Here is a 22,329-nt window from a genome sequence, read left to right as displayed (position 1 = left end):
AAATCGACAGCGTGGCATTCATGGTGTGTCCAAAAGCCCGCTCGCCTCATTCACTCTATGTTTGGAACTCGCTTCGGCCAAGAAGGTGCGGTTGCGCCCGGCAAGCTTTGCCTGGTAGAGCGCGGCGTCGGCCAGGGTCAGCAGATCGCTTGGCGCCGTCACCTCACTTTGGCTAGATACCGCAACGCCGATGCTGACCGTCACGATCGCTGACTCAGCGACGCCGGGATTGGGAATATGTAGCGCTTCGATACGCCGGCGCACGCGCTCGGCGGTTTGGTACGCCTGGTATGAAGAGATGTTCGCCAGCAGCAGCGCAAACTCCTCGCCGCCGATACGCGCGACCTGGTCGATCTCGCGGCTTTCGGCCTGCAAGGCGGCGGCGATCCGTCGCAGGCACTCATCGCCTTCGGGGTGGCCATAATGGTCGTTGTAGGCTTTGAAGTGATCCACGTCGATGATCAAGAGACTCAGCGGCGCCTGAGAGATGAGCGCTTCTTGCCACCTGGCGTCCAGCGCGGCTTCAAACTGACGTCGATTGCCGATATTGGTCAGGGGGTCGGTCAGCGAAAGTTTCGAGAGTTTTTCGTTATCCTGCCGGTAGTGGCCGGAGCGAATCCTTTCTCGCAGCAGCAGCAAATAGGCGCGCCGTTCGTTGCGCTCCAGCCGATAGCAGGTGACCAGCGTGAAAAGCGCCGTGGAAAAGATTCCCAGGCACGCTAACCACTTGGCCTCTGCCGGCATGGGCTCATACCCGACGAGGGTCGCCAGCATGAACGCGATACATACCGCCGTGGTCACGCAGGCAAACGTAAATCGCAGCGGGAAAAACGTGTTGCCGGCCACCAAAATCAAACCGAAACAGTACACGTCGTAGTACGAAAAGGGAGCCTGGGAGGCACGTAGCACGATACAGGAGGCGACCATGGCGCCCACGACGATATTTGCGACGAGCGTTTCACGCCAAAACGGCGTTACCCCCCGATACAGCATCCAAAAGGCAGGAACCCCGATCAGCAGTACGGCGCCCAGCCGCACCAGCAGGACGAAATCGAAAATGCCGGAGCGAAACGTGTAGTCGTTGGCCAGAAACAGAAAATAAATGGGGGTAGCGATCAGCGTCGAAACCAGCAGGCTGCGTCGCCGCCGGCTCTGAGTATCGGCTTCGAACTGCGCTTCAAGCGGAGAAGGAAAGTTCAGACGAAACTCGTTTCGCGAAAGTTCCGTATCCACGGCTTTCGCTAACGTCCTGTCATCCATACGCTCTCCCATGCCCGTAACACTTTACCTTTTATTACATTTTACGGCACGTTTTGGACAATGACACGCCGCCTAGCCCACGCAATAGCATCATGTGACACACGTTCTATCATTAACGTTCGTTTTTAAATGAAGGAGATTTCCATGCAGCGCCAACACCGTCCCCAAAGTGGCGACTGGCTTTTTACCATCGGTCAGCGCGAACTCGTCGTTCATCAGCGCTACGAAGCCTTAAGCATCGTCAATGATATTCTGATCGGTATCTGGTTCGTGATTGGCAGCGTCTGCTTCTTTTTCGAGGGCAGCGTACAGACCATCGGCGTATGGCTTTTTCTGATTGGCAGCGTGCAGCTTTTGATCCGCCCGCTCATTCGACTTCACCGCTTCATCTACTTCAGGCGGCTGCCGGACACCGACCAGGACGCCTGATCAAGGCTCGGGCGACTCGACGTTGCCAGAGAGCGCCTAGCACTGCTGGCGGTTGACCCCGTGGCGCAGGCGCAAATGCCCGCGTAGGCGCCTGGCCAGCACGTCGACGCCAATGTTGAGCAGCGCGGTGATCAATATCAGCACCATCGCGCGGTCAAAACGAATCTCCTGGATCGCACTGTCCACGTAGAAACCGAGGGTGGCGATGCCGAGGATGCCCAGAATCGCCGTCTCGCGCATGATGATCTCCCAGCGGTAGAACAAAAGCGCCAGAAAGGGGCCGTAAAGTCGGGGCACCATCTCATAGGCGTAGCGGTCGACGCCCGTCGGGGCATCCTGGCGAAGTGTCACCTCGTTGCTGCGCCGCCCGATGAGGTGCGCGATGATGCCGCCGTTGTGCAGCGCCAGCGCCACCACCGCCGGCAGCATCGACGGCCCCCAGAGCTGAAGCAGGATGAACGCGAGCATGTACTCCGGCGTCGAGCGCATCACCACCAGCACTACGTGGCCTGCCACGCCGCCGAAGCGGCCCGTGAAGTGGCGCGAAATCAGCGGGAAAAGTAGCAGCGCCAGCGCTCCGGTAGCCACCAGCGCGATCTGGGTGAGCAGCAGCGTATTCCAGATGCCCGGCAGCGCCTGGTCGACGAACAGCCGGGTAAACCACTCCCACATTGCGGGAAGCCCCTCCCCTCGTCTGAGCGGCGCGGGCACGATGTCCTCGGTAAAAAACCGCGTCACGTTCGCCCACATGATGGGAAGCCCGGTGCCCAGCAAGAAAGGCGCTGCAAGCAAATAAAGCGGCAGGATTTTCGGGCGCACCCAAAGGCGTAGCGTACCGATCAGCAGATAGAACATCAGCAGCAGCGCCCCGACCGTCGGGTAGTGGCCCTGGGCGAACGCCGCCATCAGGTGATAGCCGATGGTCGGCATGCCGACGAAGCCGAGCACCGCGCTGGAGCGCAGCCCGCACTCCAGCCGGTAGGCCGTGTAGCTCACCAAATGAGGCCAGGCCTGGCTGATGCGCGCGTAAACGAGTTTGGAGACCCGATCGGCCCCGCGCGGCAGCACCTCACCGGGCAGTGGATCGGTTTCATCGAGGATTTCCGCGTAGACCTTGGCAAAGATTCCCGCGTAGGGAATGGCAATGGCCAGCACCCCGGTCAGCGGGTGCAGGCCGAAGCTTTGCAGAAAGATCAGTGCCCAGAAGAGTTCGTGGATGGCGCGGATGAAGGCGCTGAAGGTGCGCACCCACCAACGGTGAAAGACCAGCGCCAGCAGCATCCCGGCCAGCGCCCCGACCCCGACGCCCACGAAGGCAAACGCCACGGTGCGCAAAAGCGCCTCGCCAAGTGAATCCACGGCGGTGAAGTCCGGCTGGATCACGCCTAAAAAGAGATGGCCAAGCGAATGCCAGGGGTCGTGAGCGCTGATCTCGAAATCGCCAAGCGCCAGGCACACCAGCGCCAGCAGAACGAGCCCGAGCGTGACGCGGGTCGTGGCGGAGAGCGGCATCAGTAGAGATCCTGAAGAGAGGCCGTCGTGAGCGTCTCACTCGGCGCATCCAGCGCGATGGCGCCATCCTTGAGCCCGACGATGCGGGTGCAGAACGCAAGCGCCAGCTCCAGATCGTGCATCGCCAGCACCGTGCGCGGGTAGCCCTGGGTCAGCTTGCCCATGATCTTGCTTGCCTGGGGGCCATCGAGCGCTGAGACCGGCTCGTCGGCCAGTAAGAGCGCTCCTTGCTGATAGAGCACCCGGGCCGCCGCCACGCGCTGGCGCTGGCCGCCGGAGAGCTCACCGCAGGGGGTCCAGCGTTTCTCGCCAATACCCACCTCATCGAGCAGTGCGACGATCTCATCAATGTCGCGCTTCCAGGGTTTGGCAAGCGTTGTCAGGTTGCGCCACCAAGCGTGGCGGTCGAGCCGCCCCATGTAGACGTTGTGAAACACCGACAGCGTATCCACCAGCCCCAGCGCCTGGGGCATCAGCGCCACCGGCTGTTTCTGCCAGCGGTCATACATCAAGGAGAGCAGCGTGGACTTGCCCGCCCCGCTCTTGCCAACGAGCGCTACGTGCTCGCCCTTGTCGATCGACAGCGAAAGCGGCCCGAGCACCCGCGTGGCGCCGTAGTGCGCCTCGGCGTCTTGTAAAACGAAGTCGCTCACCCTTACAGCAGATCCAGCGACACGGCGACGTCATGAATCGGCTGGAAATCCTCGTTCGAGGCGGGGATGAAGCCCGAGCGCGGGAAGCTCGCTAGAAGATCCGGGTCGTCCATGTCCAAAAGCGCCTGCTGCAACCGCTCGGTGAACCCTTCGCCGAAGCGCTCGTCGACGTCGCCACGCACGGTCCAGTGGTAGTCCGGGTAGGTCGGTGACTCCCAGACGATCTGCACCTGCTCCGGGTCGACGTTGCCCTGTTCGACCTCGTTCTCCCAAGCGGTATAGCTCAACACGCCCGCTTGATAAGCGCCGGACTGCACCAGCGACACCGTGCGGCTGTGGTTGCCGCTGTAGCCCACGCGCGAAAAAAGCTCGTCCGGCGAGGCACCCAGATCCCGGGTCAGAAAGTACTCCGGCATCAGCCGCCCGGAGGTCGAGCTTTGCGAACCGAAGGTAAAGGTAAGCCCTTCGAGCGCCTCCGGGGCGGTATCGGACTCGACCGGCTCGATGCCGGTGGACGCATTGGCGATAAAGTAGCTCTTGTACTCCGGGTCCTCGACGCCCTGAGCGATAGCCTGGGAGCCCGGCACCAGCTCGCGCGCCTGTACGCCGGTAAAGCCGCCGAACCAGGCCAACTGCACCTGATTATTGCGAAACGCGGTGACCGAGGCGGCGTAGGAGGTCACGGGAATAAAACGCACGTCGACATCGAGCTCATCAGAGAGGTAGTCCGCCACCGACTGAAAACGCTCCTGCAGGCGCGTTTCGTCCTCGTCGGGAATAGCGGTGAACACCAGCGTATCGGCGGCGGCCAGCGGCGACACCAGCGCAAACAGAACGGCCGCACGGGCCAGTAGCGGTGGGCGAGACATAAGAGCGTCCTTTCATGAATGAAGAAACCGGCGCCGAGCACGCCGAAGCAAACCTCGTGACAGCATAACAAAATCGCGGTCGTTGGCAGTTAAACGGTGCTTAAAAACATCATCCTTTACCGTCAAAGGATTGTCGACGCTCATCGGGCGACGGGCGCCTTGCGTATGAAAGGTATCCACGCCAAAGCGCCAAGCCCCAAGCGACACCCGGGCGCTGACGCGTTTGTTAGACTCTGAATTTGATAAGCCCTGTAAGAGTCTCTATAAAAAACGCTCAATCAAATCAACGCCGCCCCTCTTCTCTCGTTTTTAAGGGGGCGACATTTGGATGATGAGTAAAACGGATGGCCATACACGAGATCTTTTTTGCCGGCGGCTGCCTGTGGGGCGTGCAGGAGTTCATGCGCCACCTGCCCGGGGTCGTGGGTACCGAAGCCGGTCGGGCCAACGGCGCGTCTTCGACCACCGCCTCGAACTACGACGGCTACGCCGAGTGCGTGCGCGTCGAGTTCGATACGCGCGAGGTGGGCGTTTCGGCCCTGATGGGGTACTTCTTTGAAATCATCGACCCCTACAGCGTTAACCGCCAGGGGGAAGATGTCGGTGAAAAATACCGCACAGGGGTCTACAGCCGACAAGCGGCGCACCTTGAGGCGGCCAGGGCCTATATTCACGCGCGTGACGATAGCGACCGAATCGCGGTCGAAGTGGCGCCGCTTTCCAACTATGTCAAAAGCGACCCGGAACATCAGGACCGTTTGACGCTCAACCCCAACGACTACTGCCACATCCCGCTCGATCTGCTGCACAAGTATCGCGTTTAGCGCGTTTTCAAGCAAAGATGTTCACCCAAGCGGCGCTGTCATGGAAGTGTAAGCCAACGCTCGTAGGCTAATGGACGCTCACCTTTCTGGAGACGTCCCCATGCTCAAACGCCCGCTTTGCCTTGCCGTTGCGCTCTCGGCCCTTACGCTTGCCGGCGCCAGCGCCGCTGACACGCTCACGCTCTACACCAGCCAGCCCCAAAGCGACGCTCAGCAGACCGTCGATGCGTTCATGGCCGCCCATCCCGACATCGAGGTGGAGTGGGTGCGCGACGGCACCACGCGCTTGATGACGAGACTGCGCTCGGAGCTTGCCGCCGGCATGAGCAATCCGGACGTGCTCCTGATCGCCGACAGCATGACCATGGAGTCGCTCAAGCGCGACGGCCACCTGCAGCCCTACCAGAGCCCGGAGCGCGAGGCGTTCGATTCGAGCATTTTCGATCCGGACGGCTACTACTACGGCACCAAGCTGATCACCACCGGCATCGTCTATAACACCGGCGCCGAACATCGGCCGTCGAGCTGGCAGGACCTGCTCGACCCCGATTACGAAGGCTTGGTGGCCATGCCAAGCCCGCTCTACTCGGGGGCGGCGCTGATCCATATGGCGGCAATCACCGGCAACCCCGCGCTGGGTGAGGCGTATTACGAGGGGCTTCGCGACAATCGCGTCGAGGCGCAAAGCGGCAACGGCGGCGTGTTCAACGCCATCGCCGCGGGCACCAAGGCCTACGGCATCGTGGTGGATTTTCTGCCGATTCGCGAAGCGGCCAAGGGCTCGCCGGTCGAGTTCGTATTTCCCGACGAGGGCGTGAGCGCAGTGACCGAGCCGGTGGCGATCATGGCGGATGCCGACAACGTCGACGCCGCCCAGCAGTTCGTCGACTTCGTGCTCTCGCAAGACGGCCAGCAGCTGGTCAGCGACCAAGGCTACCTGCCCGCCCGCGACGGCGTGGCACCGCCAGACGGCTTCCCCGCGCGGGATACCATCGAGCTGATGCCGGTGGATACCGCCCATGCCCTCGAGCAGGAAGAGGCGCTGAAGGCGCGCTTTAGCGAGTTGTTCGGCGGCTGATGGCGGCCTTCGAGATCGGTGCCGGTGGCCAGCAGCGCTGGCTTTTAACGGCCCTGACGCTCGTCATCGTTACCTTGAGTCTGGCTCCCAGCGCGCGGCTTCTATTCGAGGCGCTGGGGGATTTAAGCCTTGGCAGCGACGCGCCGCTTGTGCGCGTGCTTCAAAGTGGCGCCACCTGGCGGGCGCTCGGGTACAGCATCTACACCTCGGGGCTGGGGACGCTGATCGCGCTCGTGCTTGGCAGCCTGTTCGCCTTCGTGATCACGCTGACCGACATTCGCGCCAAGGCGGCACTGGTATTCTGCTTCATGCTGCCGATGATGATTCCGCCTCAGGTGACGGCCCTTGCCTGGCTGCAGCTCTTCGGCCCAGCGAGCCCGCTACTCAAAAGTTTAGGTATCGCGCCGGCGCTCGGTAGCCCCCAGCCGCTCTACTCCGCCGAGGGCATTGCGCTGCTGCTCGGCATTCAGGCGGCGCCGCTGGTGTTTCTGGCGCTGCGCACCTCTCTGTTGGCGTTGCCGCGAGAGCTCATCGAGGCCGCGCGTATCAGCGGCGCCCGCCAGTCCCAGGTATGGGGTCATATCGTGCTGCCGGTGACGCGCGGCGCTCTGGTGGCGGGGGCGGCCATGGCGTTCATCTCGAGTCTTGGTAACTTCGGCATTCCGGCCATGCTCGGCATTCCCGCCGGGATTTACGTGCTGCCCACGCTGATCTATCAGCGCATGGCGAGCTTCGGCACCGGGGTGCTGCCGGAAATGGCGTCGCTGTCGCTGTTGATCGGCGTTATCGCTCTGCTCGGCGTGGCGCTTCAACAGCGCTATCAGCGCCGCAGCCGCTTTGGGCTGACCGGCCACAGCGGCCGCGCCCACGACTTTTTACTTGGTCGCCTCAAGCTTCCCGTCACGGCACTGATGGTGGCCGTGCTGCTGGTGATTCTCGTCGCCCCGCTCGCTGCCCTTATGATCAGCTCGCTGGTGCCCGCCATGGGCGTGCCGCTCAACGCGGCCACCGCCACGCTCGCAGCCTATGAAGAGGTACTGAGCCGCCAGGGCGCGACCTGGCGAGCGGTGAGCAACAGCCTGTGGCTCGCCGGCGGCGCCGCGCTTTTGCTGATGGCCGCGAGCCTGCCGCTGGCCTACCGCCTTTACCGGCTGCCGCCCAGGCTTCAGAGCCTGGCGCTCGGCGCGGTGGAGCTGCCCTACGCGCTGCCCGGGGTGGTGCTTGCCATCGCCTGCATTCTGCTGTTCGTGCGCCCGCTGCCGATCATCGATGTGGCGCTATACGGCACGCTGACGCTGATTTTCATCGCCTACCTAGCGCGCTTTCTGGTGGTGTGTTTGAAACCGGTGGCGGCCAGTCTCGCTCAACTCGACCCGTCGCTGGAGGAGGCCGCCCAGCTCGCCGGCGCCGGGCCCTGGCGGCGAATGGCCACGATCGTGCTGCCGCTGGTGGCGCCGGCGCTGTTCGCCGGCGGACTGTTGGTGTTTTTACTCGCGGTGAACGAGCTCACGGTCTCGGCGCTTTTGTGGAGCGCCGGCAACGAAACCCTAGGCGTGCTGATTTTCAATTTGGATGAAGGCGGCGAAAGCGTGCTGGCCTCGGCGGTATCAATACTGGTGGTCATGCTGGTCGCCGCGCTGATGCTGGCCCTGAGCCTGCTGGCGCCTCGTTTGCCCAAGGGAGTCGTGCCATGGCAGCGCTGAGTATCGAAGGCGTCAGCAAGTTCTTTGGCGAGCACGCCGCCGTCGACGATCTCTCGCTTACCGTTGAGCCCGGCGAGTTCGTCGCCCTGTTAGGCCCCAGCGGCTGCGGCAAGACCACGATGCTGCGCATGCTGGCGGGCTTCGAGCCGGTCTCCCGGGGCGAGATCCGCCTGAATGACACGCTGCTGGCAAGCGCCTCGCACCACGTCGAGCCGGAGCAGCGCCACATGGCGATGGTGTTTCAGTCCTACGCGCTGTGGCCGCACATGAGCGTGGCGGACAACGTCGGCTACCCCTTGAAGCTCAAAAAGGTGCGCGGTGCGGCCTACCGCGAACGCGTTCATCGGGCGCTGGCGCTGGTAGAGCTCGAAGGCTATGCCAGCCGCACGCCCCAAGCGCTTTCCGGCGGCCAGCGCCAGCGGGTGGCGCTGGCGCGCTGTCTGGTGGTGGAGCCGGCGGTGGTGCTGCTCGACGAGCCGCTGGCGAACCTGGACCGTCACCTGCGCGCCGCCATGGAGCAGAGCTTTCAAGCGTTTCACCGCCGCACCCAGGCCACCATGGTCTACGTGACCCACGACCAGAGCGAGGCGATGGCGCTGGCGGATCGCATCGCGGTAATGCGCGAGGGCCGCCTCGTTCAGTGGGCCACGCCCGAAACGCTCTACCGCGAGCCCAAAAGCCAGTGGGTCGCGGGCTTCATCGGCCAGGGCAGCGAGCTTTACATCGCCAACGGCGCCCCGGGCCAGCGCCTGACTGAGGCCACATTGATGCAGGGCCTAACCGCCCCGCTCGCATCACGCACTCAGCCGGTGCTGGTGCGCCCGGAGCACGTTCGCATCAAAGCCGATGCCCCGACCGCCCGGGATCTGAGCGCCCGCCTCGAGCATCAAACGTTTCGCGGCGAGCGCTTCGAGCTGCACCTGCAACTACAAGACGGCACCGCGCTCATGGCCTACCACCCGCGCGCGCTGACGCCCGGCCAATCAGTGGCGCTCACGCTGACCGAGGGCTGGTGTCTGGAGAGGGATTAGTCGCGAAAGGGACTCGCCAGAAAAGATATTAGCGCGCGAGCTTTTTGCGCCGCTGCTCGGCGCGCTTGAGCGTTGACATCTTTTCCGGGCGCTTCATGGAGGGCCAACGGCTGATCTCGTCCATGTTGCGCCCGCAGCCGGTGCAGAGCCCGCTCTTGAGCTTGCAGACCCCGATACAGGGGCTTTCGATCGTCTGAGCCATGAGTGGCGCGCACCTTGTCCAAAAGCGTGATCCTACCGATATTTTTGCCACGCCAGCAAGGCGATAGGCAAAAGCGACACCGGCAGCAGCCACGCGTTGAGCGCCGCCCAACCAAGCGTGCTCACCAACGGCCCGGCTAAAAGCGCCGACAGCGCCACGGTGCCGAACACCAGAAACTCGTTGGCCGCCTGTACCCGCGCCTTTTCCGCGGGGCGGTAGGCCTGGCCGACGAGCCCGGTGGCCGGCAAAAACGTAAAGTTCCAGCCAAGCCCGAGCAGCACCAGCGCCACGTTGAAGCCGGCAACGGTCAGCGAGAACTGGGCGGCCAACGTGCTCGCCGCCAGTAGCAGGCAGCCTGTGACGATCACCCTGCGAGCGCCCAGCCGGGCGATCAAGGGGCCGGTGAAAAACGACGGCGCGAACATCGCCACCACGTGCCACTGAATGGTCATCGCCACGTGATCGAAGCCGTGGCCGGCATGGGCCATGGCCAAGGGCGTTGCCGTCATCGCCAGGTTCATCACCGCGTAGCCGACCATCGCCGAGACGACCGCCACTACGAAGACGGGCTGGCGCAGAATCATGCTAAGCGGGCGCTGCCCGCCCGTCGGCGCCTCGCTGAATGCCGGCGGCAGCCGGGTGACGAGCAGCAGGCCAAGCGCGAGCACGTAGAGCGCGGCGAGCCCCACAAAGCTTGCCAGAAACGGTATATCAAAGAGCTCGCGGCTGAACCGGGCAAGCCAGGGGCCGGCGAAGGCGGCGAGTAACCCGCCGCCCATGACCAGTCCCAGGGCGAGCTCGCGGTGGCGCGCCTCGGCGGCCTCCAGCGCGGCAAAGCGGTAGAGCTGGCCAAAGCCGATGCCCACGCCGATCAGAAAGGTCGCGAGCAGAAAAAGCGGGAAGCGGCCCAGTGTAAGCGCCGCCATGGCCACACCGGTACCCAGAAGCCCGATCAGATTCCCCAGCACGAAGCCGCGCTTGCGCCCAAGCCTGCCCATGATCAAGGAGGCGGGCACGGTGGCGCACATCAGCCCCAGCCACTGGCTCGCCACCGGCATCGTGGCAAGCGAGGCACTGGGGGCGAGCGCGGCGCCGACCAGCGGCGAGACCGCGATCAACAAAATGTTGCCGCTGACCAGCAGCGCCTGGCAAAGCGATAGCAGGATGACCGTTAGCGGCATGGGGTATCTCCTTGAAGGGGGTCGCTGCGCCCATGGTGAAAGCGCTGGCGATAAACGGACGGCGACACGCCGTAGTGGCGTTGAAAGAGCCGGCGCAGCTGCTCGGCGCCGCCAAGCCCCCAGCGCCCCGCCAGCTGCTCGAGCGAGACGTTCGGGGCGTCGAGCAGCGCCGTGCGCGTCTGCTCCAGGCGCAGCCGGGCCAGGTAGGTGCCGGGAGTGACCGCCAGGTGGCGCTTGAACAGCCGCGTGAGGTGGCGCGGCGAAACCGCCATGACCGCCGCCATACTTTCGAGGCTGTGCGCGCCGCCGGGGTCGGTGTGAAGCACATCCAACAGGCGCTTGAGCGGCCCGGCGCGGCTCTGGCCCCGCAGCATTTCGCTGAACTGCGACTGCCCGCCGGGCCGATGCAAGAACATCACCAGCTCTCGGGCGATCTGCCCGGCAAGCGTGGCGCCCTGGTCGGCCTCGACCAGCGAAAGCGCCAGGTCGATACCCGCCGTGACCCCGGCGCTGGTGTAGCGCCCGCGGCTTTCGAGATACAGCGCGTCGGGCTCGACGGCAAGGCGCGGGTATTCGCGCGCCAGCTGCTCTGCCCGGCGCCAGTGGGTGGTCACGCGGCAGCCGTCCAGAAGCCCCGCCTCGGCGAGCAGAAACGCCCCGCTGCAGATCGACCCCAGCCGGCGCACTTGGGGTGTCAGCTTGCAAAGCGCCGCCGTCAGGGCCGGATCAAAGCGCGCCTGCATCACGCCGCTGCCGCCGACGACGAGCAGCGTATCCAGCGGCTGACGCGAAAGCTCACTCACGGTGCAGTCGGCCTTTACCGCGAGGCCGCCGTTGGTGGTGATCAAGCCCGGGGCGCTCGCCGCGAGGCTCAAGCGATAGCGCGTTTCACCGCTGAGCTTGTTGGCGGTGGCAAAGACCTGCCAGGGCCCGCTGATATCGAGCATCTGACAGTCTGGGTAGGCGATGAAAGCGATGGGGCGCGTCACGCGGCGTCTCCGAAGCGAGAGGGTCGGCCCAGTGTCCGTCGCCGGCGCCATGTCGGCAAGGACCATCACCCCACCGATCGGGACATCCCCCTAGCCGGTCGAGCCTACCTGGGCTTGAAGGCGATGAACGCTGGCGGCGAAATCGCTGAATCGCTCACCCTGGATCAATACGTGTTCGCAAAGCGCCTGCTCGGCCTGGGCGGCGTCGCCTTGGGTGATCGCATCGACGATCGTTTGATGCTCGGCCAAAGAGCCGCGCATGCGCTGGCGGACCTGCAGCTGCAGGCGTCGGTAGGGCTTGAGCCGCTGCTTGAGCTGGCGCGCCTCGAGGGCCAAAAAGGTGTTGTGGCTGGCGGCGTAGATGCACTCGTGGAAGCGCTCGTTTTCGTAGTAGTACTCGTCGGTATCGCCGGCCAGCGCCGCCGCCTCGCAGCGCCGATGGGCAGCCTGCAGACCGTCGAGCTCCGCCTCGGTGATGCGCCGCGCTGCCAGCCGAGCGCACATGCCTTCGAGCTCTGCCATGACCTCGAACATCTCGATGAGCCGGTCAAGCCCCACGCTTGCCACGAAGGTGCCCTTTTTGGGCGACACGGTGACCAGCCCGCTCGCCACCAGGTGCTGGAAGGCCTCGCGAACCGGCGTGCGCGATACGTTGAAGGCGCGGCCAAGCGCTTCCGGGTCGAGCCGCTCGCCGGGTTTTCGTCGGCCGTTGATGATGTCGTCTTCGAGACTGTCGCGTAGTCGCTGAGCGCTGGAGCGCTTGGTGGAAACCATGGCTTTTCCTCGTGCTTATTACTTATTTTTGTTATGCATGCTTCTTGACATTAGCACACTGAAACGCTATTGAAATATATATCAGTCTCACTGATGAACATTAAAAAGCGCTTCCAAACACACAAAAACAAACGTTGGAGATGCCTCATGAAACCCATCGTACTCCCGATGGCGACCGCCCTTGCGCTCTGCGCATCCGCCGCCTCTGCCGATACCGTTCTACGCGCCTCGCACCAGTTTCCCGGTGGCCAGGGCGACATTCGCGATGAAATGGTCCAGATGATGGCCCGCGACGTGGCCGCCGCCGATGTGGGCCTGACCATCGAAGTCTACCCCGGTCAGTCGCTGTTCAAGGCTCGCGAACAGTGGGGCGCCATTACCCGCGGCCGCCTCGATATCACGTCCCTTCCGCTGGATTATGCCAGCGGCCGCCACCCGGAGTTTTCGGCGACGCTGATGCCGGGGCTGGTGCGCAACCAGGCTCACGCCCAGCGCCTCAACGACTCCGAGTACATGACGATGATCAAGGACGTGATCATCGATGGCGGTGCCCGCGTGCTGGCGGACGCCTGGCTCTCCGGCGGCTTTGCCTCCAGCGAGCAGTGTATTACGTCCCCCGATACGGTCGACGGCCAGATTATCCGCGCGGCGGGCCCGGCGTTTGAAGAGATGCTCGAAGCCGCTGGCGCCTCGATCTCCTCGATGCCCTCCTCCGAGATCTATACCGCCATGCAGACCGGCGTACTCGACGCTGCCAACACCTCCTCGATGTCGTTCATCTCCTACCGGCTTTTTGAGCAGGTCGACTGCATGACCCAGCCTGGCGACTTTGCACTGTGGTTCATGTACGAGCCCATTCTGATCTCCGAGCAGGTCTGGCAGGGCCTCGATGAGGCCCAGCAGAACGCGCTGATGGAGGCCGGCGAAGCCGCCGAGGCGTTCTTCGCCGAAGAGGCCGCGGCGATCGATCAGCAGATGGTCGATGTCTATGAGGAGAACGGGGTCGAGGTCGTCAGCATGAGCGAAGAGGATTACAACGCCTGGCTGGATATTGCCCGCGAGACCTCCTACAAAAACTTCGCTGATAACGTTCCCAACGGCCAAGCCATCATCGATGCGGCATTAGCGGTCGAGTAAGCCCTTACTCACGCTCCCCCTTGGCCACTTCGCGCGTCAGTACGCAGGAAGTGGCCAACCAGGGGTATCGCCCGCTTAGCTCGATGAGGCCTTTATGACGACTACAACGACGCAACGCCCCGCCGCGCGCGCCGGGGTCATCGGCGGGTATATCCGCTCCATGGATATGCTCTCGCGCTTTTTTGCTTATCTCGCCTGCGCGCTTTTCATCGCCGGGGTGCTGGCGATCTGCCAAATGGTGTTCATCCGCTACGCGCTGGGCATGAGCACCAGTTGGCAAACCGAGTTCACCATCTTCTCCGTGACCGGCGCCATGCTGCTGGGCAGCCCCTACGTGCTGATGACCGGCGGCCACGTCGCCATCACCATTTTGCCCGACGCCCTCGGGGGCGTGATCAAACGCGCGATGCAGCTGGTCGCCGCGCTCTTCGGGCTGGGCTTTTGCGCCGCACTTGCCTACGGCGCTTGGGTCTACGTGCTCGAGGCGTTTCACGGCGGCTGGACCACCGGCTCGGTCTGGAACCCGACGCTCTGGCCGGCACTTCTACCCATGGCGCTGGGCGCGACATTGCTGTCGCTTCAGTACGTCGCCGAAATTCTGCGCGGGGAGGGCTAGCCATGGATCCGATTACGCTGGGTATCGTGGTGGCGGTGGGCTTGATTGTGCTGATGGCGATCGGCACGCCGATCGCGTTTGCCCTCGGCGGCGTGTCGCTGCTCGCCCTGCTCTACGACCGCGGGCCGTCAGAGCTTACCTACTTCGGTGAAACCTTTTTCGACCGTATCGCCGAGTTCGGCTTCGTTGCCATTCCAATGTTCATTTTGATGGGCGCGGCGGTGGCCTCCTCGCCGACCGGGCGCGATCTTTATCGCTCGCTCGATCTCTGGATGGGTCGGCTGCCCGGCGGGCTCGCGGTGTCCAATATCGGGGCGTGTTCGATCTTCGCAGCGCTGTCCGGCTCATCGCCGGCCACCTGCGCGGCGATCGGCAAGATGGGTATTCCGGAGATGCGCGTGCGCGGCTACCCAGACGGCGTGGCGGCGGGCTGCATCGCCGCCGGCGGCACGCTGGGCATTCTGATCCCGCCCTCGGTCACCATGATCATTTATGGCATCTCGACGGAGACCTCGATCGGGCGGCTCTTCATTGCCGGCGTCGTACCCGGCTTCATGCTGGCCGGGCTGTTCATGGTGTGGACGATGATCGCCTGCAAGCTGGCCGGCGGATATAACAACCCCATGGCGGCGTCTGCCGAAAAGCTCACTCAAACGGTCAAGGAGAATGTCGATGCCAACCTGAAAGCACTGGTACGGGTGCTGCCCTTCCTGGCCGTGGTCGCGGGTATTCTATTCGCGCTTTACGGCGGTGTGGCCACGCCGTCGGAGGCCGCTGGCGTCGGCGCGTTTCTCTGTCTGGCCCTGGCGGTGATCATCTACCGCATGTGGCAGGTGGGGCCGATCAAACTGATCATGCGCGACTCGCTGCGTGAAAGCGTAATGATCATGCTGGTGATCGCCACCGCCGAAGTGTTCGCCTATGCGCTCTCGTCGATGTTCATCACCCAGACCGTGGCCGAGGCGATCGCCAATCTGGAGGTCAATCGCTGGGTGCTGATGGGCGTCATCAACCTGTTTTTGCTTGTCGCCGGCTTCTTTTTGCCGCCGGTGGCGGTGATCGTGATGACCGCGCCGATTCTGCTGCCGATCATTCTGGCCGCCGACTTCGACCCCTACTGGTTCGCGGTCATCCTGACCATCAATCTGGAAATCGGCCTGATCACCCCGCCGGTGGGTCTGAACCTGTTCATCATCAAGGGCATCGCGCCGGATATTTCGCTGCGCGACATTCTGCTGGGAAGCCTGCCCTACGCGCTGTGCATGGTGCTGGGCATCCTGCTTTTGTGCCTCTTCCCCGGTATCGCCCTGTGGCTGCCCAATCTGATCATGGGCTAGAGGAGGCGCATTATGAACATGACGTTTCTGCAGGAGCTTTTCAACAACATCACCCAGCGTGACGCGCTGTTACGGCGCAAGCAGCCGGAAGCGGCGACGCCGGATCATCACCAGCTGATCAAGGCATGTAACGCCTTGATGGCCAGCGACGGCGAGGCATCGAGTATTGCGCTGGCAAGTAGAGCGCTGGCGCTCTACCAGCGCCTCGCTGCCGACGAGAAAACCGCTTTCTTCGAGCGCCTGGCCGCGGATTTCGCCGCCGACCCGGCGCAGATCGACACCGCCTACGCGGCGTACTCGAAAGAGCGCGACAACCTCACGCTTCAGGCGCTGTTCGAGGCCTGCGAGCCCCGGCGTCAGGAGCTTTTTCGGCGTTTGAACCTGGCAAGCGACGGCACTTTCGAGCTGGTCAAGATGCGCGAGGACCTGCTCGGGCTTTTGCGCGAACAGCCAGCGCTTGCGCCCATCGACGAGGACTTCGCCCACCTGTTCGGCTCCTGGTTCAACCGCGGCTTTTTGATGCTCAAGCGCATCGACTGGAATACGCCGGCCTCGATCCTCGAGAAGATCATTCGCTACGAAGCGGTGCACGAGATTCAGGACTGGAACGATCTGCGCCGCCGTCTCGATGCGCGCGACCGGCGCTGCTTCGCCTTCTTTCATCCGGCGATCGGCGACGAACCGCTAATCTTCGTCGAGGTGGCGCTACACAAGGGCCTGCCCAACCGCATCCAGCCGATTCTCAAGGGTGAGGAGAGCGGCCTGAAGGAGCCGGACAACGCCGATACCGCTGCCTTTTTCGGCATCAGCAACTGCCAGACCGGGCTGCGCGGTATTTCGTTTGGCAACTTTTTGATCAAGCAGGTCGTGCAGGAGCTCAAACAGGAGCTGCCCTCGCTCAAGTACTTCGTCACGCTCTCGCCGGTGCCGGGCTTTACCCAGTGGCTTTCAGAGCAGCGCCAAAGCCCTCACTGGTCGGAAGAGGTTCAGGCGGCGCTCAAGACGCTCGACACCCCGGGCTGGCCGGCGGACAGCGAGCGCGAGGAGCGCTTGAAAGAGGTGATCAAGCCGCTGGCGGCCCACTACCTGGTCGATGTCAAACATCCAGGCGGGCTGCCGCTCAACCCGGTGGCGCGCTTTCATCTGGGCAACGGTGCCGAGCTTCACCGCATCAACTGGCTGGGCGACACCTCGACCAAGGGTGTTCAGCAGGCGGCGGGGCTCATGGTCAACTACCTCTACGTGCTGGACGACATCGAGCGCAATCACGAAAACTACACCGCTAAAAAGGCCGTGGCCTGCACCAGCGAGGTCCGCGATCTGGCCCGCCGGGCGCGAAAAACACTGGCCAAGGGAGAGATTTCCAAATGAACCACAACCTGTTCGACACCTTTGCCGCGACGATGAGCACGCGTGCCGAAGCCGAGTTCATCACTACCCGCGAAGGCCGACGCTACACCTACCGTGACGCGTATGATAAAAGCGCGCGCCTGGCCGGTGCGCTCGTCGCCCTAGGCGTTAAGAAAGGCGACCGCGTGGCCGTACAGGTCGAGAAAAGCCCCGAGGCGATTCTGCTGTATCTTGCCTGCCTGCGTATCGGCGGCGTCTACCTGCCGCTCAATACCGGCTACACCGGCGATGAAATCGACTATTTCCTGAGCGACGCCGAGCCTGCGCTATTCGTCTGCGCGCCGGCCTCGCTGGAGCAGGCGCGCGAGATCGCCGAGAAAACCGGCTGCCCCGCGGTGGAGACCCTGGGGCAAAGTGCCGACGGCACGCTGTGGGAAAAAGCCGCGCAGGCAACGCCGCAGGAGGAGATCGCCGAGCTCTCTTCCCGGGATCTGGCCGCCATTCTCTATACCTCCGGCACCACCGGGCGCTCCAAGGGCGCCATGCTGACCCATCAAAACCTGGCCTCCAACGCCAGAACGCTGGCCAAGGCGTGGCACTTTAGCGCCGAGGACCGGCTGATTCACGCGCTGCCCATCTTTCATACCCACGGCCTGTTCGTCGCCTGCAACGTGGTGCTGATGGCCGGCGCCCGCATGCTGTTTTTGCCCAAATTCGACGCCGACGTGATCTTCGAGGAGCTACCGCAGGGCACCGTGATGATGGGTGTTCCCACCTTCTACACCCGGCTGGTTCAGGATGCGCGCCTGACCCCGGAGGCGACGGCCAACATGCGCCTGTTCGTCTCGGGCTCGGCGCCGCTCACGGCGGAAACCCACCAGGCCTTCGAGGAGAAAACCGGCCAGGCAATTCTCGAGCGCTACGGCATGACCGAAACCAACATGAACCTCTCCAACCCCTATGAAGGCGAGCGTCGCGCGGGCACGGTCGGTATGCCGCTGGACGGGGTCGAGATCCGTATCATCGACCGCGAGTCTGGCCGTGATGTCGAGGACGGCGATATCGGCATCCTTCAGGTGCGCGGGCCCAACGTGTTCATCGGCTACTGGCGCATGCCGGAAAAAACCCGCGAGGAGCTACTGGACGACGGCTTTTTCATCACCGGCGACTTGGCCCTGCGCGATACCCAGGGCTACGTGCATATCGTCGGGCGCGACAAGGATTTGGTGATCTCCGGAGGCTACAACGTCTACCCCAAGGAGGTCGAGCAGCTGATCGACGAGCTCGAGGCGGTCGACGAATCCGCGGTGATCGGCCTGCCCCACCCGGATTTCGGCGAAGGCGTAACCGCCGTGGTCGTGCTCAAGCCCGGCGCCCAAGCCGACGAGCAAGCGATTCTCGAGCATCTTCAAGGGCGGCTGGCCAAATACAAACAGCCCAAGCGGGTGTTTTTTGTCGATGAGCTTCCGCGTAACACCATGGGCAAGGTGCAGAAAAACCAGCTGCGCCAGCGCTTCGAGAACACCTATCGGTCATGATGAGCGCGCCTCGAACGCCTGGATCAGCGTCCGGGATTGCTCGCGAATCGCTGCTTGCGCCGCGCGCGCGCGGCGTTTGGCCTGCTCGTCGCCCAGCGCGTCGAGATTGGCGTCGACGTTGAGCAGCACGCCTTGAACCGCGGCGTGAAGCAGATAGGCGCCGGCGGTGGCGTCGCTTTCAAACTGCGGCTCGATGTGCGAAAGCGCTTGTTGGCCAAGCGTCAGCGCCTCCAGGCAGCGCCGAGCTGTATCCAGCGGCACCTGAACGGCCCGGCTGGCCGCCGCGTGGATGGCCTCACGCCGGGCGGCTTTCTCATCAAATGAGCGTTTGGGCCGCTTTAGCGCGGCCATCATCGCCTCGAACGCGGCCACGTCCTCGTCGGCCAGCGGCGACAGCGCCTGTTTTAACGCTTCCCCCTCGTCGATCAACGCCTGACGGTCATCGCTTTGCGCGTGCTGCTGGCCAAGGTGTAGCCCCTTGAGTATCAGGGCCAGGCCAACGCTTGCGCTGACGGCGGCCGCGGCGCCGCAGCCCGGCATGGGTTTTAGGGCCAGGGCGTCGCGAAAGTCATCGAGCGGCATCTGCCAAACACCGGCGTGCGCTGTATCATGAGTCATGAACGTTCCTCGAAAGCGGTGGGTGCGAGAACTCGCACGGGCGTGCCGGGTCTTAAAAAGACACGTTTCAGGTTAATTCATTTGTCCCGCGCCGTATCGGAGTGTCAGGGTCTATCCTTGTCTTTCGATCTTCGCTTTTATTCATGGACGCTTTTTATCAGGGAGTATCACTTGTGACGACGCTTACCGACACACCCGCCGCCTCCGCGGCCGAACTTCACGAGCGCATCGTGGCTAGCGCCGCCCACGACGGCTCCCTCGAGTGGCCCAGAGCCGATATGGAGCTCGACGAGGACAACGATACCCTCATTTTTGCGCTGCACGACTACGGCAACCTGACGCTCACGCTTTCCAAAAGCGACGACGAATGGGTGGCGATGACCACCATTACGCCGGTCGACAGCGTGCCGGACCAGACCGCGCTAAACGAAGAGCTGCTGCGTCAGGGCGTGATGCTGCCGCTGGCCTCCGTCGGGATCGTCACCCTGGATGGGCGCGACTACTACGTGGCTTATGGCCAGCTTTTCGGCGACTCGCGACTCGCCTCCATCTGCGCTGAGCTTCACGCCACGGCGAGCGCGGCGATGGAAGTGGCGCGCCTTATCCAGTCCGATTTTTCCCATTCGCCGCGTTAACCCCGAGGAATTTTTATGCTCAACAAGATCATGACCGCGCTGCGCGGCAAGGCCAATGAAACCGGCCAGGCCGTCGTCGACTCCCAGGCCCTGCGTATCCTCGACCAGGAGATTCGCGACGCCGAGCAGAACCTGAAAGCTTCGAAAACCGAGCTTGCCCGCCTGATGGGCCAGCGCCAGATCAATAGCGACAAGGCCGCCACCCTCGAAAAGAAGATCGATGAGCTCGAGCACAGCGCCGAAGCGGCGTTGGATCGCGGCGAAGAGCAGCTCGCCGTCGAGGTAGCCGAGCGCATCGTTGCCCTGACCGAGGCGCTCGAGGCCGAGCAGCAGATCGTGGGCGAGTTCGATACCAGCATCGAGAGTTTGCGCAACACCATTCGCAACACCGAAAACCAGCTGCGCCAGCTCAAGCAGCAGGTCAGCGTGGTCAAGGCGACGGAGTCCGCCCAGCGCGCCCAGTCCGCCGTGGCCGCTCGCCACTCCGGCCAAAACAGCGCCATGGGTAGCGCGATGGAGTCGCTCGAGCGTATCCGCGAGCGCCAGGCGCTGGATAGCGCCCAGATGAAGGCCGCCGAGCAGCTCAGCGCCGAAGAGAGCGGAAGCGAACTCGAAAGCCGCCTAAAGGCCGCAGGTATCGGTGCCAACGAGCGCCGCGCGGACGACGTATTGGCCCGCATTCGGGCAAAAAAGACGCCCACCGAGTGAGCCCTTTTAACCCGTAACGCCCACGGCGATGGCCGCTAGGCCGTCGCCGAGCGTCGACCGATCCCTTGGAGAGCCGAATGCTGAAAACTCTGAAAGCGCTGCTTGGCGGGCAACGCGAGCGTTTTGAAGCGCAAGCGCCGTCATCGGATTTCACCGCTGGCCTTCCCATCGGCATGTCGTCGAGCGACTTCGCCGGGCTGCGTCTGGATGGGCGGGTGCGGCTGAAGCTCAACGAGCTCGCCGCCTACCCGGATACGCTGTTTCAGTGGGAAAGCGAGCGTGATTACCACATCGCCGCCGTGGGCCACGTGGAGCTGGGCCAGGGCGCGCACCTGGTGCGCTTTTATCTGGAAAACGATACCTGGCTTCAGGCCAACGTCGAGGGCAAGCAGGTCATCGAGTACAAGGTGTTCGACTTCTACCGGGTGAGCCATCTCTCAAACGACGAGTTCGACGCGCTCTTGAACCCGGATGAGGGCCAGACGAGCACGCTCGGCGTCAAGCGCCTTACCGTGGCCTCGACCGCAGACGAAGGCGAGCGCGTCTTCGACCGCGTATGGGGCGAGCCGGAAAGCGAGTGGTCGCCGCCGGTGCAGTTCGAGGAGCAGGTCATGACTCAGGAAAGCGTCATGACAAGGCAAGTGGTGCACCACGCCATGCTGTACGAGCGCTCCATCGAAGGCGCCGAGCGCATGGAGTACGTGCTTTTGAGCGCCGAGGACGATGGCGAAGATGGTTTCATGCTGGTAGAGAATCTGGGCGTTGACGTCGCCTCGATAGACATTGATGCTATTTGACCCCCGGCGTCTTATGCTGTCAGACCTCATTCGTCAACTCGGAAGACTCGACCATGAACTATTTGCAAGGCCTGCCCCACTTTCTCGGCTATCTAATCGGCGCGCTGATTCTTTTGGGCGCGTTTATGTACTGCTACAGCCGCATCACACCGCACAAGGAGTGGGCGCTGATTCGTCAGGGTAACGCAGCGGCCGCTACCGCCTACGCGGGCTCGATCATCGGCTTTACCCTGCCGCTTTATAGCGCCATGGCGAACTCGATCAACTTCATCGACTTTTTGCTGTGGGGTGTGATCGCCTTCGGCGTACAGCTGGCGACGTTCTTCGGCTTGAAAGTCGTTCTTCAGAATCAGGGCGAAAGCCTTTCGACCCATATCAACGAAGGCCACATGGCCTACGGGATTCTGGTCGGCAGTATTTGCATTGCGGTCGGTTTACTCAACGCCGCCTCGATGACGTGGTAAGGAGTCTTTCATGAACCAGCACGACAATCACCTGCCCTCGCGCAAGCGCAGCGCGCGGCTCTCTTTGGCACTGATGGGCGCCGGCGCCTTCACGCTGACCGGCTGTGGCCAGCCCGAGGAAGTGACCGACGTCCGTTTCGACAGCCCGCGCAGCTACCAGAGTGTCGAGGAGTGCGTCGAGGCGAACGTCTATACCCAAAGCGCCTGCGAGGAGTCTTACGAAGCCTCGATCAAGGAAGTGCCGCGCTTTGACTCGCTCGAGGCCTGCGAAGCCGAACACGGCGAAGGTGCCTGCGTGGCGCCGACCGAGGAGCAGGCCCAGGCCGCGACCGGCGGCGGTGGCGGTGGCGGCGGCTGGTTCATGCCGGCGCTGATGGGCTACATGGTGGGCAACATGATGTCCCGCACCAGCCGTGGCGCGACGAGCCAAGGGCTTTATCAGGAGCCTGTCTATCGCAACCGGCAAAACCAGGGCAACTGGAACGCAGCCACCAACCAGGCCAGCCAGCGCGTCAATCAGCGCCAGCAAACCATGCGCACCTCGGCGATGCAAAACCGCCAAGCGACCCAGCGCAGCGGCTTCGGCTCGCGCTCCTCCGCCCGCGGCGGTTGGGGTTCCTGACC

Annotated in this window: 24 protein-coding genes; 15 read left to right on the top strand and 9 right to left on the bottom strand. The window is 63.4% G+C overall.

Annotation, left to right across the window (positions count from 1 at the left end):
- Positions 1-18 precede the first annotated feature (18 nt).
- Positions 19-1,260, bottom strand: coding sequence for a GGDEF domain-containing protein (locus MQW23_RS01900; RefSeq protein WP_252106129.1), 1,242 nt, complete (start codon positions 1,258-1,260; stop codon positions 19-21).
- Between the two features lie 144 nt (positions 1,261-1,404).
- On the opposite strand from MQW23_RS01900, the gene MQW23_RS01895 reads away from it, so the two are divergent.
- Positions 1,405-1,689 carry a YrhK family protein gene (locus MQW23_RS01895; RefSeq protein WP_252106128.1) on the top strand — a complete coding sequence of 95 codons (285 nt, stop codon included), beginning with the start codon at positions 1,405-1,407 and terminating at the stop codon, positions 1,687-1,689.
- A 36-nt stretch (positions 1,690-1,725) separates the two neighbouring features.
- Here MQW23_RS01895 and MQW23_RS01890 read toward each other — a convergent pair whose 3' ends face one another.
- From MQW23_RS01890 to MQW23_RS01880, 3 genes are read right to left on the bottom strand one after another with little or no spacing between them, the layout of a single operon-like run.
- Positions 1,726-3,201 carry a PhnE/PtxC family ABC transporter permease gene (locus MQW23_RS01890; protein WP_252106127.1) on the bottom strand — a complete coding sequence of 492 codons (1,476 nt, stop codon included), beginning with the start codon at positions 3,199-3,201 and terminating at the stop codon, positions 1,726-1,728.
- Positions 3,201-3,854: a phosphonate ABC transporter ATP-binding protein gene (locus tag MQW23_RS01885; protein WP_252106126.1), complete on the bottom strand. Its 654-nt coding sequence runs from the start codon at positions 3,852-3,854 to the stop codon at positions 3,201-3,203. Before MQW23_RS01885 ends, MQW23_RS01890 begins: the two co-directional genes overlap by 1 nt.
- A 2-nt stretch (positions 3,855-3,856) precedes the next feature.
- Positions 3,857-4,723, bottom strand: a complete 867-nt coding sequence (locus MQW23_RS01880) for a putative selenate ABC transporter substrate-binding protein (RefSeq protein WP_252106125.1) — start codon at positions 4,721-4,723, stop codon at positions 3,857-3,859.
- A 344-nt stretch (positions 4,724-5,067) separates the two neighbouring features.
- On the opposite strand from MQW23_RS01880, the gene MQW23_RS01875 reads away from it, so the two are divergent.
- The 4 genes from MQW23_RS01875 (at position 5,068) to MQW23_RS01860 (ending at position 9,359) form a co-directional block, all read left to right on the top strand.
- On the top strand, positions 5,068-5,547 hold the full coding sequence (locus MQW23_RS01875; RefSeq protein ID WP_252106124.1) for a peptide-methionine (S)-S-oxide reductase: 480 nt from the start codon (positions 5,068-5,070) through the stop codon (positions 5,545-5,547).
- Positions 5,548-5,647: 100 nt separating this feature from the next.
- Positions 5,648-6,625, top strand: a complete 978-nt coding sequence (locus MQW23_RS01870; RefSeq protein WP_252106123.1) for an ABC transporter substrate-binding protein — start codon at positions 5,648-5,650, stop codon at positions 6,623-6,625.
- A complete protein-coding gene (locus MQW23_RS01865) occupies positions 6,625-8,328 on the top strand; it encodes an ABC transporter permease (protein ID WP_252106122.1) in 1,704 nt (567 codons plus the stop codon). Before MQW23_RS01870 ends, MQW23_RS01865 begins: the two co-directional genes overlap by 1 nt.
- Positions 8,316-9,359, top strand: coding sequence for an ABC transporter ATP-binding protein (locus MQW23_RS01860; protein WP_252106121.1), 1,044 nt, complete (start codon positions 8,316-8,318; stop codon positions 9,357-9,359). Before MQW23_RS01865 ends, MQW23_RS01860 begins: the two co-directional genes overlap by 13 nt.
- 28 nt (positions 9,360-9,387) lie before the next feature.
- On the opposite strand, the gene MQW23_RS01855 is transcribed toward MQW23_RS01860, so the two are convergent.
- The 4 genes from MQW23_RS01855 to MQW23_RS01840 form a co-directional block, all read right to left on the bottom strand.
- Positions 9,388-9,561 (bottom strand): DUF1289 domain-containing protein, encoded by a 174-nt coding sequence (locus MQW23_RS01855; RefSeq protein WP_252106120.1) that lies wholly within the window; start codon positions 9,559-9,561, stop codon positions 9,388-9,390.
- 32 nt (positions 9,562-9,593) lie between these two features.
- Positions 9,594-10,742, bottom strand: coding sequence for an MFS transporter (locus MQW23_RS01850; protein WP_252106119.1), 1,149 nt, complete (start codon positions 10,740-10,742; stop codon positions 9,594-9,596).
- Positions 10,733-11,731: a GlxA family transcriptional regulator gene (locus MQW23_RS01845; RefSeq protein WP_252106118.1), complete on the bottom strand. Its 999-nt coding sequence runs from the start codon at positions 11,729-11,731 to the stop codon at positions 10,733-10,735. Before MQW23_RS01845 ends, MQW23_RS01850 begins: the two co-directional genes overlap by 10 nt.
- Positions 11,732-11,821: 90 nt before the next feature.
- The gene (locus MQW23_RS01840) at positions 11,822-12,505 is read right to left on the bottom strand and encodes a GntR family transcriptional regulator (RefSeq protein ID WP_252106117.1); all 684 of its coding nucleotides are present in this window, start codon (positions 12,503-12,505) and stop codon (positions 11,822-11,824) included.
- 147 nt (positions 12,506-12,652) lie between these two features.
- Between MQW23_RS01840 and dctP the strand changes: the two genes are divergently transcribed.
- From dctP to MQW23_RS01815, 5 genes are all read left to right on the top strand, one after another.
- Positions 12,653-13,642, top strand: coding sequence for a TRAP transporter substrate-binding protein DctP (gene dctP / locus MQW23_RS01835; protein WP_252106116.1), 990 nt, complete (start codon positions 12,653-12,655; stop codon positions 13,640-13,642).
- Between the two features lie 94 nt (positions 13,643-13,736).
- A complete protein-coding gene (locus tag MQW23_RS01830) occupies positions 13,737-14,258 on the top strand; it encodes a TRAP transporter small permease subunit (RefSeq protein ID WP_252106115.1) in 522 nt (173 codons plus the stop codon).
- A 2-nt stretch (positions 14,259-14,260) separates the two neighbouring features.
- Complete coding sequence (locus MQW23_RS01825; protein WP_252106114.1) at positions 14,261-15,595, top strand: TRAP transporter large permease; 1,335 nt, start codon at positions 14,261-14,263, stop codon at positions 15,593-15,595.
- 12 nt (positions 15,596-15,607) lie between these two features.
- Positions 15,608-16,966 carry a malonyl-CoA decarboxylase gene (locus MQW23_RS01820; RefSeq protein WP_252106113.1) on the top strand — a complete coding sequence of 453 codons (1,359 nt, stop codon included), beginning with the start codon at positions 15,608-15,610 and terminating at the stop codon, positions 16,964-16,966.
- Positions 16,963-18,483 (top strand): malonate--CoA ligase, encoded by a 1,521-nt coding sequence (locus tag MQW23_RS01815; protein ID WP_252106112.1) that lies wholly within the window; start codon positions 16,963-16,965, stop codon positions 18,481-18,483. Before MQW23_RS01820 ends, MQW23_RS01815 begins: the two co-directional genes overlap by 4 nt.
- Here the strand turns inward: MQW23_RS01815 and MQW23_RS01810 are convergent.
- Positions 18,478-19,101 (bottom strand): cyclodeaminase/cyclohydrolase family protein, encoded by a 624-nt coding sequence (locus MQW23_RS01810; RefSeq protein ID WP_252106111.1) that lies wholly within the window; start codon positions 19,099-19,101, stop codon positions 18,478-18,480. The genes MQW23_RS01815 and MQW23_RS01810 overlap by 6 nt on opposite strands.
- A 173-nt stretch (positions 19,102-19,274) precedes the next feature.
- Here MQW23_RS01810 and MQW23_RS01805 point away from each other — a divergent pair, with 173 nt between their 5' ends.
- The 5 genes from MQW23_RS01805 to MQW23_RS01785 all read left to right on the top strand — a co-directional run bounded on the left by MQW23_RS01805 (position 19,275) and on the right by MQW23_RS01785 (position 22,327).
- A complete protein-coding gene (locus tag MQW23_RS01805; protein ID WP_252106110.1) occupies positions 19,275-19,736 on the top strand; it encodes a DUF2170 family protein in 462 nt (153 codons plus the stop codon).
- Positions 19,737-19,751: 15 nt separating this feature from the next.
- Positions 19,752-20,444: a PspA/IM30 family protein gene (locus tag MQW23_RS01800; RefSeq protein WP_252106109.1), complete on the top strand. Its 693-nt coding sequence runs from the start codon at positions 19,752-19,754 to the stop codon at positions 20,442-20,444.
- Positions 20,445-20,521: 77 nt separating this feature from the next.
- The gene (locus tag MQW23_RS01795) at positions 20,522-21,241 is read left to right on the top strand and encodes a DUF2491 family protein (RefSeq protein ID WP_252106108.1); all 720 of its coding nucleotides are present in this window, start codon (positions 20,522-20,524) and stop codon (positions 21,239-21,241) included.
- A gap of 53 nt (positions 21,242-21,294) precedes the next feature.
- Positions 21,295-21,705, top strand: a complete 411-nt coding sequence (locus MQW23_RS01790) for a DUF350 domain-containing protein (RefSeq protein WP_252106107.1) — start codon at positions 21,295-21,297, stop codon at positions 21,703-21,705.
- 10 nt (positions 21,706-21,715) lie between these two features.
- Positions 21,716-22,327 carry a DUF1190 domain-containing protein gene (locus tag MQW23_RS01785; protein ID WP_252106106.1) on the top strand — a complete coding sequence of 204 codons (612 nt, stop codon included), beginning with the start codon at positions 21,716-21,718 and terminating at the stop codon, positions 22,325-22,327.
- Positions 22,328-22,329 lie beyond the last annotated feature (2 nt).

This window comes from Halomonas sp. S3-1-1, from assembly GCF_023757625.1.
In the GTDB taxonomy this organism is placed as follows: domain Bacteria; phylum Pseudomonadota; class Gammaproteobacteria; order Pseudomonadales; family Halomonadaceae; genus Vreelandella.
The sequence above is the reverse complement of the archived record's forward strand: the minus strand, read 5'-3'. Positions and strand labels throughout refer to the sequence as shown.